Source organism: Streptomyces sp. NPDC051738 (genome assembly GCF_044453205.1).
Classification (GTDB): Bacteria; Actinomycetota; Actinomycetes; order Streptomycetales; family Streptomycetaceae; genus Streptomyces.
In genome coordinates this window covers 1-12,629 of record NZ_JBITCM010000014.1, presented here as the reverse complement: position 1 = coordinate 12,629, position 12,629 = coordinate 1, and the positions used below count along the sequence as shown (strand labels likewise).

The 12,629-nt window shown below is 69.9% G+C and carries 10 protein-coding genes; 6 read left to right on the top strand and 4 right to left on the bottom strand.

Translation table 11 applies throughout. The annotated features are described in order from the left end of the window. The first annotated feature begins 2 nt into the window (after nt 1-2). From ACIA8X_RS29600 to ACIA8X_RS29585, 4 genes are all read left to right on the top strand, one after another. The gene (locus tag ACIA8X_RS29600) at nt 3-2,000 is read left to right on the top strand and encodes a GTP-binding protein (RefSeq protein WP_393446846.1); all 1,998 of its coding nucleotides are present in this window, start codon (nt 3-5) and stop codon (nt 1,998-2,000) included. Nucleotides 2,001-2,073: 73 nt separating this feature from the next. Beyond that, nucleotides 2,074-3,933, top strand: coding sequence for a cellulase family glycosylhydrolase (locus ACIA8X_RS29595; protein ID WP_393446844.1), 1,860 nt, complete (start codon nt 2,074-2,076; stop codon nt 3,931-3,933). Between the two features lie 65 nt (nt 3,934-3,998). After that, nucleotides 3,999-4,796, top strand: coding sequence for a MerR family transcriptional regulator (locus ACIA8X_RS29590; RefSeq protein ID WP_393446842.1), 798 nt, complete (start codon nt 3,999-4,001; stop codon nt 4,794-4,796). Next, complete coding sequence (locus ACIA8X_RS29585; protein WP_393447344.1) at nt 4,784-5,986, top strand: glycosyltransferase; 1,203 nt, start codon at nt 4,784-4,786, stop codon at nt 5,984-5,986. Before ACIA8X_RS29590 ends, ACIA8X_RS29585 begins: the two co-directional genes overlap by 13 nt. Nucleotides 5,987-5,999: 13 nt before the next feature. Here ACIA8X_RS29585 and ACIA8X_RS29580 read toward each other — a convergent pair whose 3' ends face one another. Beyond that, a complete protein-coding gene (locus ACIA8X_RS29580; protein WP_393446840.1) occupies nt 6,000-7,250 on the bottom strand; it encodes a YncE family protein in 1,251 nt (416 codons plus the stop codon). 180 nt (nt 7,251-7,430) lie between these two features. On the opposite strand from ACIA8X_RS29580, the gene ACIA8X_RS29575 reads away from it, so the two are divergent. Further along, the gene (locus ACIA8X_RS29575; protein ID WP_393446838.1) at nt 7,431-8,093 is read left to right on the top strand and encodes a TetR/AcrR family transcriptional regulator; all 663 of its coding nucleotides are present in this window, start codon (nt 7,431-7,433) and stop codon (nt 8,091-8,093) included. A gap of 46 nt (nt 8,094-8,139) precedes the next feature. Here the strand turns inward: ACIA8X_RS29575 and ACIA8X_RS29570 are convergent, their stop codons facing one another. Continuing rightward, nucleotides 8,140-9,351, bottom strand: coding sequence for a glycosyltransferase (locus ACIA8X_RS29570; RefSeq protein WP_399459638.1), 1,212 nt, complete (start codon nt 9,349-9,351; stop codon nt 8,140-8,142). Nucleotides 9,352-9,560: 209 nt separating this feature from the next. Between ACIA8X_RS29570 and ACIA8X_RS29565 the strand changes: the two genes are divergently transcribed. Beyond that, entirely contained in the window at nt 9,561-11,525 is a 1,965-nt protein-coding gene (locus ACIA8X_RS29565; RefSeq protein ID WP_399459537.1) for an RICIN domain-containing protein, read from the top strand. A 7-nt stretch (nt 11,526-11,532) separates the two neighbouring features. On the opposite strand, the gene ACIA8X_RS29560 is transcribed toward ACIA8X_RS29565, so the two are convergent. Beyond that, complete coding sequence (locus ACIA8X_RS29560; RefSeq protein WP_393446834.1) at nt 11,533-11,871, bottom strand: hypothetical protein; 339 nt, start codon at nt 11,869-11,871, stop codon at nt 11,533-11,535. Beyond that, nucleotides 11,868-12,629 (bottom strand): cbb3-type cytochrome c oxidase subunit I (locus ACIA8X_RS29555; RefSeq protein ID WP_399459536.1); only part of this gene is annotated, 762 nt, incomplete at its 5' end. The genes ACIA8X_RS29560 and ACIA8X_RS29555, both read right to left, overlap by 4 nt.

The window sequence follows — 12,629 nt, the reverse complement described above, 5'->3', positions numbered from 1 at the left end:
TCGTGCATTTGCTCAACCTCGGGATCCTCGCCCATGTCGACGCCGGTAAGACCAGCCTGACCGAGCGCCTGCTGCACTCGGCCGGCGTGATCGACGAGATCGGCAGTGTCGACGCCGGGAGCACGCAGACCGACTCACTCGCGCTGGAGCGGCAGCGCGGCATCACCATCCAGTCGGCCGTCGTCTCGTTCGCCCTGGACGACGTGACCGTCAACCTCATCGACACTCCGGGCCACCCCGACTTCATCGCCGAGGTGGAGCGGGTGCTCGGCGTCCTCGACGGCGCCGTGCTGGTCGTCTCCGCCGTCGAGGGCGTCCAGCCCCAGACCCGCGTCCTGATGCGCACACTGCAACGGCTGCGCATCCCCACGCTCGTCTTCGTCAACAAGATCGACCGACGCGGGGCGCGCTCCGACGCCGTCCTGCGGGCCGTCGCCGAACGGCTGACGGCGGCCGTCGTACCGATGGGCACGGCCGACGGCCTCGGCACCCGCGAGGCCCGCTTCCTCCCCGGCCTCGCACCGTCGGCACTCGACGTCCTCGCCGACCACGACGACGAACTGCTGACGGCGTACATCGACGACACGGTCTCGTACGACGACCTCCGCGCCGCCCTCATCGACCAGACCAGGCAGGCGCTGGTCCACCCCGTGTACTTCGGCTCCGCCATCACGGGCGCGGGCGTCGAGGCGCTGAAGGCCGGGATCAGGGAGCTGCTGCCCGCCGCGGACGGCCACGCCGAGGGGCCGGCCTCGGGGACCGTCTTCAAGGTGGCGCGGGGCCCTGCGGGGGAGAAGGTCGCCTACGCGCGCATGTTCTCCGGCACCCTGCGCACCCGCGACCGCATCCGCTTCGGCGCCCCGGCGGAGACGGGCCAGACCGGCGACCCCCGCGCCGAGGGCCGGATCACCGCGATCAGCGTCTTCGACCAGGGCACGGACATCAGGGGCGACCAGGTGGCGGCGGGCCGGATCGCCAAGCTGTGGGGCCTGGCCGACATCAGGATCGGCGACGCGATCGGCGAGCCCCGCAAGGCGTACGGGCACTACTTCGCGCCGCCCACCCTCGAAACGGTCGTCGCCCCGGCCGGCGGCACGGACCGACGGGCCCTGCACCGCGCCCTCACCCGCCTCGCCGAGCAGGACCCGCTGATCGACCTGCGCCACGACGAGGTACGGCAGGAGACCTTCGTCTCCCTCTACGGCGAGGTGCAGAAGGAGGTCATCCAGGCCACCCTCGCCGACGAGTTCGGCCTCGACGTCACCTTCCACGAGACGACACCGCTGTGCGTCGAGCGGCCGGTCGGCTCGGGCGCGGCGGTCGAGTTCAACAAGAAGGACGCCAACCCCTTCCTCGCGACGGTCGGTCTGCGCGTCGACCCGGCGCCGGTCGGATCCGGAGTCGGCTTCCGGCTGGAGGTGGAGCTGGGCTCCATGCCGTACGCCTTCTTCAAGGCCGTCGAGGACACCGTCCGCGAGACCCTCGGCCAGGGCCTGCGCGGCTGGCGGATCCCCGACTGCACGGTCACCATGACCCACTCCGGCTACTCGCCCCGGCAGAGCCATGCCCACCAGGGCTTCGACAAGAGCATGTCCAGCACGGGCTACGACTTCCGCGGCCTGACCCCGCTGGTCCTGATCGAGGCTCTGCGCCGGGCCGGCACCCAGGTCCACGAGCCGATGCACCGCTTCCGCGTCGAGGCCCCGATCGACACCCTGGCCGCCCTGCTGCCGGTGCTGGCCAGGCTGCGCGCGGTGCCGCAGACGACGGAGACGCGGGGCGCCGTCTGCTCGCTGGAGGGGGCGGTGCCGGCGGCCCACGTGCACGAACTGGAGCAGCAACTGCCCGGTCTGACGCGCGGCGAGGGAGAGCTGGAGAGCACCTTCGACCACTACGCGCCGGCCGCACGCGGCACGGAACCCGAGCGCCGGCGCACCGACCTCAATCCGCTGAACCGCAGGGAATACCTGTTGAACCTGACGCGCAGAGTTAGCAACTGAGCTTACCGGGAATGAACTTACTCATGAGTCAGGGGTGTTGACTGTGTCCTGATATCACCGGACTGTAGTGGACATGCCGAACATCCGGACGCGTCTGCTCGTTGTCCTGGTCGTCCTCTTCGGATCCCTGACGGTGGCGGGCCCCACTCCCGCCACCGCCGCCACCCTTCCCGGCTCCCTCTGGTTCGACGAAACCCCCCTCACCGTGCAGAACGGCCGCTTCGTCGACGGCAACGGCCGCGAGGTCGTGCTGCGCGGCTACAACGTCTCGGGTGAGACGAAACTGAAGGAGAACGACGGCCTGCCCTTCGCGTCGACCGCCGACGCCAAGAAGTCCGCTACCGCGCTGCGCGCGCTGGGCGGCGGCAACTCGGTGCGTTTCCTGCTCTCCTGGGCCTACGCGGAGCCCGTGCGCGGCCAGGTGGACACCACGTACCTCGCCAAGGCCACCGACCAGATCCGCGCGTTCCTGGACGCCGGGATCCGCGTGTACCCCGACTTCCACCAGGACCTCTACTCCCGCTGGCTGTTCGACTCGGACAGCTGGTACACCGGCGACGGCGCCCCGAAGTGGGCGGTCGACCTCGGCGACTACCCGGACGAGTACTGCGGGATCTGCCCGTTCTGGGGCCAGAACATCACCTCGAACGAGGCCGTGAAGCAGTCGACGTACGACTTCTGGCACAACGAGTACGGCCTCCAGGACGCGTTCCTCGACACCGCCCAGAAGACGATGACGTATGTGAAGCAGAACCTCACCGCCGCCCAGTTCGCGGGCGTCGTCGGGTTCGACCCGTGGAACGAGCCGCACGCGGGCACCTACGACTCCGGCCAGACCAGCCGGACGTGGGAGAAGGACGTGATGTGGCCCTTCTACGTCAAGTTCCGGGCCCGTATGGACGCGGCGGGCTGGCAGGCCAAGCCGGCCTTCGTCGAGCCCAACCTCTTCTGGAACGCCAACATCGACTTCCAGAAGGAGGAGGGCGGACTGCTGGACGCCGGCACGCTCGGCCCGCGCTACGTCTTCAACACCCACTTCTACGACCAGAAGGCCATCTCCGGCGTCTTCATGTGGGGCAAGGCCGAGGACGGGCAGTACGTGGGCGACTTCGGGACGGTCCGCGACCGCGCCGCCGCCACCGGGACGACCGCGATCATCAGCGAGTTCGGGCACCCGCTCACCGGATCCGTCTCCGACAAGGCGCCGACGGTCTACAAGGCGATGTACCAGGCCCTCGACTCCCGGGTGAAGGGCGCGAGTTGGTGGTCGAACCCGGCGGGCTCCGGTCCCGTCCTCTCCGGCTCCCAGTGGCAGTGGGACATCTACAACGGCCGCCACCAGGAGCTGATGAACGACAACCCGGACAAGGTGCAGACCGACGGCGACGCCTGGAACGGCGAGGACCTGTCCGCCGTACGCCTCGACGGCTCCGGCACACCGGTGCTCCGTCAGGACGCCCGGCTGCTCGACCGGATCTACCCGAGCGCCACGTCCGGTACGACCGTCGCCTTCACCTACGAGGACCGCTCACGGGACGGCTCGACGACCCTGACCTGGAACCCGGTGCCCAGCTCGCTGCCGAACGTGGCGCAGCTGGTGGGATCGGGGCAGTACGGGTTGCTGGTGTGGCGCTCGAACAGCGGCTCGGCGCCGACCGAGTTGCACCTTCCGGCGTCGTTCCCGACCGGCTCCACGACCGTGGTCTCCGACCTGGGCACGGTGTACTCGCCGCCGTCGTACACCTCGACGACCCCGGTCGGTGTGGCCGCCGAACCGGGCGGCACGGGCAGCCGCCGCCTGCTGCTCACCGACACCGACTCCGGGGTCCTGCACTACGCGCTGGTGACGAACGGGGCGAATACGCCGTCGGCAACGCTGCTGAACGCCGCACGGTCCGAGCTCTCCGCCTGGGCCGCGCAGAACGCCGGATAGGAACCACCGTTTGACCCTCCCCTTACGTCAGGCTGCACGCTGTAACCCGACGAAAGGGCAGGTGAATGAGCTACTCCGTGGGGCAGGTCTCGGCCTTCGCCGGGGTGACCGTGCGCACGCTGCACCACTACGACCGGGCGGGACTCCTCTCGCCCAGTGGTCGCAGCGGCGCCGGTTACCGGCTGTACGGCGACGCCGATCTGGCCCGGCTCCAGCAGATCCTCTTCTACCGCGAACTCGGCTTCTCCCTCGACCAGATAGCCGAGATCCTGAAGGACCCGCAGGCGAACGCACTTGAGCAACTCCAAGCCCGTTTACGGCAGTTGAGCGAGGAGATCGGCCGGCTCCAGCGGCTGGCCGAGGTCGCCCAGCAGGCCATCGAGGTCCAGCAGACGGGCGTGGAGCTGACCCCCGCCGAGCGCTTCGAGGTGTTCGGCGAGATCGGCTTCGACCTCAGCTACGCCACCGAGGCCCAGCTCAAGTGGCAGGACTCGGCGGGGCAGAAGGAGTCGATGGCGAGGGCCGCCGCCCACACCAAGGAGGACTGGCGGCAGCTCATGGGGGAGGCCGCCGCCTGGCGCGTGGAGCTGCTCGCGGCCTTCGACGAGGGGGAGCCCGTCGACAGTGAGCGGGCGATGGATCTCGCCCAGGAGCATCGGCTGCACATCGCCCGCTGGTTCACCACCTGTCCGCCCGACATGCACCGGCGCATCGCGGACGACTTCGCCGCCGACCCGCGCGCCTTCGCGCTCGTCGTACCGCCCTCGCAGCAACGGCCGGGCCTCGCCGCCTACTTGTGCAAGGCCGTCCACGCGAACGCGGCCCGCCGGGCGGACCCTGAGGAGGACAGATCAGGATTCTGATCGCCGCCGCCGGATCGCGAGGTGACGTAGATCCGTACACGGGCCTGGGCGCCGGCCTGCGCGAGGCCGGACACGACGTCATCGTGGCCGCGACCGCCCCTTTCGCGCCCCTTGTGCAGGAAGCCGGCCTGGAGTTCAGCGGGCTGCCCACCCGCCCGCAGACCCAGGGCGGGGTCGAGGGCAGACGTGAACTGATGCGGACCGCCGCCGCGTTCGTCACCGAGCTGGGCCAGGGATTCGCCGACGCGATCGATCCAGGAACCGAACTGCTGCTGCTGTCGGCCACCACCGCACCGCTGGGTTGGCATGTGGCCGAGGCCATGGGCATCCCGACGATCGGCGTCCACCTCCAACCCACCGCCCCGACCGGCGACTTCCCGCCCACCGTCACGGGCACCCGCTCCCTCGGCCGCCTCGGCAACCGCACCGCGGGGCGCTTCGCGCTGCGCATGGCCGACCGCGTCTACACCGAGGCCGTCACCGAACTGCGCCGCCGCCTCGCCCTGCCACCGCTGGCTCCCGCCGAGATGCGCCGCCGACAGGAGCGGGCGAACCGGCCCGTCCTGCACGGCTTCAGCACGGCGCTCGTGCCGCGCCCCTCCGACTGGCGCGAGGGACTCGACGTCGTCGGCACCTGGTGGCCGTACGTCGCACCGGACCGTCGGCTGCTCGCCGAGGTCGAGGACTTTCTCGCGGCGGGAGCGCGCCCGGTCTTCATCGGCTTCGGCAGCATGGCGGCCGGGCACGGTGAGCGGCTGAGCGGGATCGCCGTCCGTGCGCTGCGCCGGGCCGGGCTGCGCGGCATCGTGCAGACGGGCAGCGCCGGACTCGCGGTCGACGGCGACGACGACGTCCTGACGATCGGTGACGTACCGCACGCGCTGCTGTTTCCGAGGGTGGCCGCGGTCGTCCATCACGCCGGGGCGGGCACGACGGCGGCAGCCCTGCGCGCCGGCGCGCCCACGATCCCGGTGCCGGTGACGGCGGACCAGCCGTTCTGGGCGGGACGACTGGCGGCGATCGGCGCGGCCACCGCACCGATCCCGTTCGCGTCCCTCACCGTCGATCGGCTCGCCGACGCGCTCGCCCAGGCCGTACGGCAGCAGACGTACGCCCGTGCCGCCTCCATCGCCGCGCGGCACATGGCGACCGAGGACGGGGTGGGTGCGGTGCTGAAGGCGCTGGCCTGAGCGAACGGCCGGATCAGCCGGCCGCCGGTCCGGTCCAGTCGGCCGGCACATGGGCCAGCCGGACCCGCTGCGGATGGTCGCCGACCGGGACGGACACCGTCTTGCGCCCCGTGGCGAAGTCGATGGCGGTGACCTGGTCGGTGCCGCTCTCGGAGACCACGCAGGACTTGCCGTCACCGCTGACGGTGGCCCAGTAGGGCTTGGCGGCGGTGACGAGCGGGCCCTCCTGAAGGGTGGCGCGGTTGACGACGGTGGCGTAGTCGTCCATGGTGCCCGCGACGCACAGCTTGCTGCCGTCCGGGCTCATCGAAATGCCGTGGTGGCGCGAGTCGTTGACGAAGGTGGTGCGGTCGTCGCTGGTCGCCGGGTTCTTCGGCAGGGTCTTGGTCCGGGTGATCTTGTCCGTGGCCAGGTCGTACTCGAAGAAGCCGTTGAAGAACGACACCTGGAAGTACAGCTTCGACTCGTCCGGAGAGAACACGGCGGGTCGCACCGCGTCGGAGAAGTCCGTCAGACCGATCGCGTCCAGGCGCGGGCGCATGTCGATCACCTTGACCTGCTGATACGTCGTCGCGTCGACGACCGTGATGCGCCGGTCGCCCTTCGTCCAGTCCAGCCACGGGGCGTCGGTCTGCGTGTTCACGTCGCCGATCGCCATGTTGTAGATGTGCTTGCCGTCCTGGGTGAAGATGTTCTCGTGCGGCTTGTCGCCGGTCGCGAACCTGCCCAGTTCCTTGCCGGTGTTGATGTCCAGCACATGCACGGTGTTCGAGGTGGAGGCCGACACCGCGACCCGTTTGCCGTCTGGGGAGACCGCCATGTGGTCGGCGCGGTAACCGGACACGGGGAAGCGCCAGTTGATGTCACCAGTGGCCAAGTCGATGGACACGACGTCGGCGAAGCTCGGCCGGGAGACGACCATCGATGTGCCGTCGGGCGTGGAGTACATGTCGTCGACGAACTGGTCGTGCCCCTCGCCGACGCTGTTGCGGATCGCCATGAAGTAGATCCACTTGATCGGATCGGCGTTGATCTCCGCCATCCGCTCGTCCTTGTCGGGGACGACGTCGATACGGCCGATCTTCGCGAAGTTGCCGGAGGACTGGATGACATCGGCGGTGCCGTCCCAGTTGTTGCCTACGAACATCACCTCACGCAGGGCGGCGGACGAGTCGGCGGCGCTGGCGACGGTCGCGGGGGCGGCGACGGTCAGGGCGAGGGCGGCGGCTATGGAGCACAGGTCCCTGGGTCTGATGGCAGGCATGACTGCTCCCTTCCTCTCGTGGGCGTCATGAGTGGGGCATGCCAAGAGCAGAGCTGCGGATCTGAACACAAGCGGTTTCAGAGTCAACTTACTGAAAAGTAAGGAAGGGGTGCTCTTCTCCGCAAGACCGCGGACACGACAAGATTGGCCGTCGGGTCGGCGAGGTGGTGGGAGGACAGTGTGGCGGGCAGGCTCAAGGCGCCCACCGGCCGCTACGGCGGCAAGTCGGCAGAGGAGCGACAGGCCGAGCGGCGACGCCGCTTCCTGGACGCGGCGCTCCAGTTGTTCGGCGACAGCCCTGGCTACCGGGGCACGACCGTCGCGGCGCTGAGCGAGGCCGCGGGACTGTCGACCCGCCAGTTCTACGAGGAGTTCCGCAGCCTGGAGGACGTCCTGGCCGCCCTCCACCTGCAGGTCAACGGGTGGTCGGAGGAGGCGGTACTGGCGGTGGCGGCCGACGTGGCCGACCGGCAGCTCTCCGAACGCGCCACCGCGATCTTCCGAGCGTACGCCGCGAACGTCACCGCCGACCCGCGCCGCATCCGCATCACCTTCGTCGAGATCGTCGGCGTCAGCCCGCGCTTGGAGGAGCAGCGCCTCGCCCGCCGCGCCCAGTGGATCGACCTCGTCTGCGCCGAGGTGGCCGCCGCCGTCGCCCGCGGGGAGGCGGCTCCCCGCGACTACCGCCTCGCCGTGACCGCGTTCATCGGTAGCGTCAACGGGCTGCTGCACGACTGGAGCGCGGGGTGGGTGGACGCGACCCTCGACGAGGTCGTCGACGAACTCGTCCGCCTGCTCCTCGGCATCCTCCAGCCGGCGGATCCGCGGGTCGCCGCGCGCTGAAGCCCGGCCGTGGCCGCACTGCCGGGTCGGCCGGGTCCGCCGCGACTCAGCCCGCGAGCCGGTTCACCGCGTCGAGGACGGGCGCCACACCGTCCTCCGCACGCAACTCGTCGGCCAGGGCCCGGGCGCGGCGGGCGTAGGACGGATCGCCGGTCGCCTGCCGTACGGCCGCTGCCAGCGCCTCGGCCGTGAACTTCCGCAACGGCACGGCCCGGGGCGCCACGCCGAGCGCGACCAGGCGAGCGGCCCAGAAGCCCTCGTCGAACTGGACCGGCACGGGAACGGCCGGTACCCCGGCACGCAGCCCGGCCGCGGTGGTGCCCGCACCGCAGTGGTGGACCACGGCCGCCATCCGTGGGAACAGCGCGGAGTGCGGTACGTCGTCGATGGTCAGGACGTCGTCCCCGGTGGCCTCCAGCCCGCCCCAACCCCGCTGGATCACCCCGCGCAACCCGGCCCGGCGCAGCGCGCCCACGACCTCGGTGCTCAACCCCGCCGGATCGGGCACGGTGGCGCTGCCCAGGCCCACGTAGACCGGCGGCGGGCCCGCGTCCAGGAAGTCCCGCAGCTCGGCGGGGAGTTGAGCCTCACCGTCGTAGGGCCACCAGTAACCCGTGACTTCAAGGGCCGGGTGCCAATCACGTGGCCGGGGGACCACCAGAGGGCTGAAACCGTGCAGGACGCGGCCCCTTCGAGTGCCGGTCGCTCCACGGCGGGACAGCCCCAGCCGCGCCCGCGCCTCCGGTACGGCCGCCGAGAAGACGCGCTCGATGGCCAGGTTCACGCCGTGCCCGGCGAGGCGGTTGCCGAGGCCTCCCCAGGAGCGGACGCCGAGCATCGGTGGCCCGAACTCCCGGGTGGGAGCGAGGGGTTGCAGCGGGAGGGCGATGCTCGGCAGGGCGAGCCCCTCGGCCAGGGCCTGCCCCAGCGGTGCGGTCGAGGCCGCCAGGAGCAGGACGTCACTGGCCCGCGCGGCCGCCAGCATGTCGTCCGTCATCCGCCCGGCCAGGGCACGCGCCATCCCGACCACGCGCACCAGCTTGCCCACGCCGGTCGCGCTGTGGTGCAGACTCCGTCCGCGCGCGGACTCCAGCTCCGCCCGTGGATCCACCGGCAGCGGATGGAAGCGTACGCCCGACCCCGCCACGAGCCGTTCGAAGCGGCCGTGCGTGACCAGGGTGACGTCGTGTCCGGCCCGGGACAGGGCGTGGCCGAGGCCGGTGTAAGGGGCCACATCGCCCCGGGAGCCCGCCGTCATGATCGCTACGCGCACTCGGCCAGTATGGCGGCGCGGACCGCGGTCCGGGTCAACGGACCTAGGGAATGGGCGACTTCAGGTCTGAAGAACGGTCCCATCCGTTGACTTCACTCACGCGTGGCTCTACTTTCAGCGCCACGCGTTCGGTGTTCCGAATTGCGTTCGAAATATCGAATCAGCTGAGTGTTTCTCCCGCACTTAGGAGCCGCATGTACCCCCCGCCCCGCATGAATCTCGTACGCCGCTGTAGACCCGCGGTCGTCCGCGCCCTCGTCTTGGCGCTCACCGCGTCCGCCGCCCTGCTGTTCGCGGCACCCGCCCCGGCCCAGGCGGCGACGACGAACCGCCAGATAGCGGTGCCCACCGCGCCCATGGGCTGGGCGTCCTGGAACGCGTTCGCCGCGAAGGTCGACTACAACGTCATCAAGCGGCAGGTCGACGCGTTCGTGGCGGCGGGGCTGCCCAAGGCCGGCTACGACTACATCAACATCGACGAGGGCTGGTGGCAGGGCACCCGCGACAGTGCCGGCAACATCACCATCGACGAGGCGGAGTGGCCGGGCGGCATGAAGGCCATCGCCGACTACATCCACAGCAAGGGTCTCAAGGCCGGCATCTACACCGACGCCGGCAAGGACGGCTGCGGCTACTACTTCCCGACCGGCCGCCCGGCCGCGCCCGGCTCGGGCAGCGAGGGCCACTACGAGCAGGACATGCTCCAGTTCTCGCGGTGGGGCTTCGACTTCGTGAAGGTCGACTGGTGCGGCGGTGACGCCGAGGGCCTCGACCCGAAGACGACCTACCAGGCGATCAGCGACGCCGTGGCCGCCGCGACCGCCACCACCGGACGACCGCTCGCCCTCTCGCTGTGCAACTGGGGCTACTCAAACCCGTGGAACTGGGCGCCGGGCATGGGCCCGATGTGGCGGACGAACACGGACATCTTCTTCCACGGCGGCACACCGTCGTACGGCAACGTCCTCACCGCCTTCGACCGCAACATCCACCCCACCGCCCAGCACACCGGCTACTACAACGACCCCGACATGATGGTCGTCGGAATGAACGGCCTGACCGCCGCCCAGAGCCGCTCCCACATGAGCCTGTGGGCGATCTCCGGCGCGCCGCTCCTAGCGGGCGTCGACCTCACCACCCTCACCGCCGAGTCGACGAGCATCCTCACCAACCCCGAGGTCATCGCCGTCGACCAGGACCCGCGCGGCCTCCAGGGCGTCGAGGTCGCCGAGGACACCGCCGGTCTCCAGGTCTACGGCAAGGTCCTCTCCGGCAGCGGCAACCGTGCCGTCGTCCTCCTCAACCGCACCTCGACCACGCAGAACATGACCGTGCGCTGGTCCGACCTCGGCCTGACGAACGCCTCCGCGACCGTCCGTGACCTGTGGGCCCGCCAGAACGTCGCCACCACCGGCACGAGTTACACGACCAGCGTCCCCGCCGGCGGCTCCGTGATGCTCACCGTCACCGGCGGCACCGAACAGTCCGCGAGCACCTACGACGGCACGTCGAGCTTCTCCGGCGTGGTCGCCGGAAGCGCCGGTCTGAAGACAGTCGAGGTCTCCTACACCAACAACACCTCCACCGCCCGGACCGCCACCCTCACGGTGAACGGCCAGACCTCCACCAAGGTCTCCTTCCCGCCGACCGGCGCCACCCCCGGCAACATCTCCGTCAACGTCTCCCTGTTCAAGGGCAACACCAACACGATCGCCTTCTCCGGCGCCCCGACCCTCGGAGGCATCGTCGTCCGGCCGCTGCCCGGCAAGAACGGCACGCTGATCACGGGCACCGGGTCCGGCCGTTGCGCGGACATCAACGACAACACCATCGCCAACGGCACCGACGCCCAGCTGTGGGACTGCGGTGGCGGCCAGAACCAGGTGTGGCAGTACCACAGCACCCGCAAGGAACTGGTGGTGTACGGCAACAAGTGCCTCGACGCCTACAACCAGGGCACCACCAACGGCACCCGGGTCGTCATCTGGGACTGCAACGGCCAGAACAACCAGAAGTGGAACCTGGGCAGCGACGGCACCCTCACCAACGTCAACGCCGGGCTCTGCCTCGACGCGTACGGCGCGGCCACGGCCAACGGCTCGAAGCTGGTGCTCTGGGCCTGCAACGGGCAGAACAACCAGAAGTGGACGGTGAGTTAGCGCGGGCCTAGGCGAGGCACACGACCAGCACGCCGAGGGCCACGGCGCAGGTCAGCAGCCAGCCGGCCAGCAGACGGCGCCGCAGGTCGCGGTAGGTCGCCTCGTACTCGTCCCGCAGTCTCCCGGCACGCTCCGCAGTGTGCTGCCAGGAGACGCGGGCGAGTGCGAGGTACTCCGCCTCGAACCGCCGCTCCACCTCGCCCCGCTGCGCGTCCGTCAGCCAGTGCAGCGGGGCGCTGAAACGCGCGGCGGCCGTGCGGCCCTCCTCGCGGGTGGCGGCGAGCAGCAGGTGCCCCTCGATGTCGTTGAGGAACTTGTCCGCCGGGAATTTGTCCGCGAGGCTCACAGAGTGGTCAACTCCCTCTCCGGTGCGGGGCCGTGATGCAGATCGAACGCGGGGGATTCGGACCGGATCCTCGGCAGGGCGACGAAGTTGTGGCGCGGCGGCGGGCAGGAGGTCGCCCATTCCAGTGAGCGGCCGTAGCCCCAGGGGTCGTCGGCCTCGACCTGCTTGCCGTATTTCGCGGTCTTCCAGATGTTGTAGAAGAACGGCAGCAGGGACAGCCCGAGCACGAACGAGAAAACGCTCGACAGGGTGTTGAGCGTCGTCAGCCCCTCCACCGCCAGATAGTCCGGAATCCGGCGCTGCATTCCGTTCACGCCCAGCCAGTGCTGGACGAGGAAGGTGCCGTGGAAGCCGATGAACAGCGTCCAGAAGGTCATCTTGCCGAGGCGCTCGTCGAGCATCTTGCCGGTGAACTTCGGCCACCAGAAGTGGAATCCGGCGAACATCGCGAAGACGACGGTGCCGAAGATGACGTAGTGGAAGTGGGCGACGACGAAATACGTGTCGGACGTCGGGAAGTCCAGCGGCGGTGAGGCGAGCATGACGCCGGTCAGGCCGCCGAAGACGAAGGTGATCAGGAATCCGAAGGCCCAGAGCATCGGGGTTTCGAAACTCAGCGAGCCGTTCCACATGGTGCCGATCCAGTTGAAGAACTTCACGCCTGTCGGTACGGCGATGAGGAACGTCATGAAGGCGAAGAACGGCAACAGCACACCGCCGGTGACGTACATGTGGTGCGCCCACACCGTCACGGACAG

What these genes read in the sequence shown, in the direction of transcription:
- ACIA8X_RS29595 (WP_393446844.1), top strand. Translation starts at nt 2,074, where the DNA reads ATGCCGAACATCCGGACGCGTCTGCTCGTTGTCCTGGTCGTCCTCTTC.
- ACIA8X_RS29590 (WP_393446842.1), top strand. Translation starts at nt 3,999, where the DNA reads ATGAGCTACTCCGTGGGGCAGGTCTCGGCCTTCGCCGGGGTGACCGTG.
- ACIA8X_RS29580 (WP_393446840.1), bottom strand. Translation starts at nt 7,250, where the DNA reads ATGCCTGCCATCAGACCCAGGGACCTGTGCTCCATAGCCGCCGCCCTC.
- ACIA8X_RS29570 (WP_399459638.1), bottom strand. Translation starts at nt 9,351, where the DNA reads ATGACGGCGGGCTCCCGGGGCGATGTGGCCCCTTACACCGGCCTCGGC.
- ACIA8X_RS29565 (WP_399459537.1), top strand. Translation starts at nt 9,561, where the DNA reads ATGTACCCCCCGCCCCGCATGAATCTCGTACGCCGCTGTAGACCCGCG.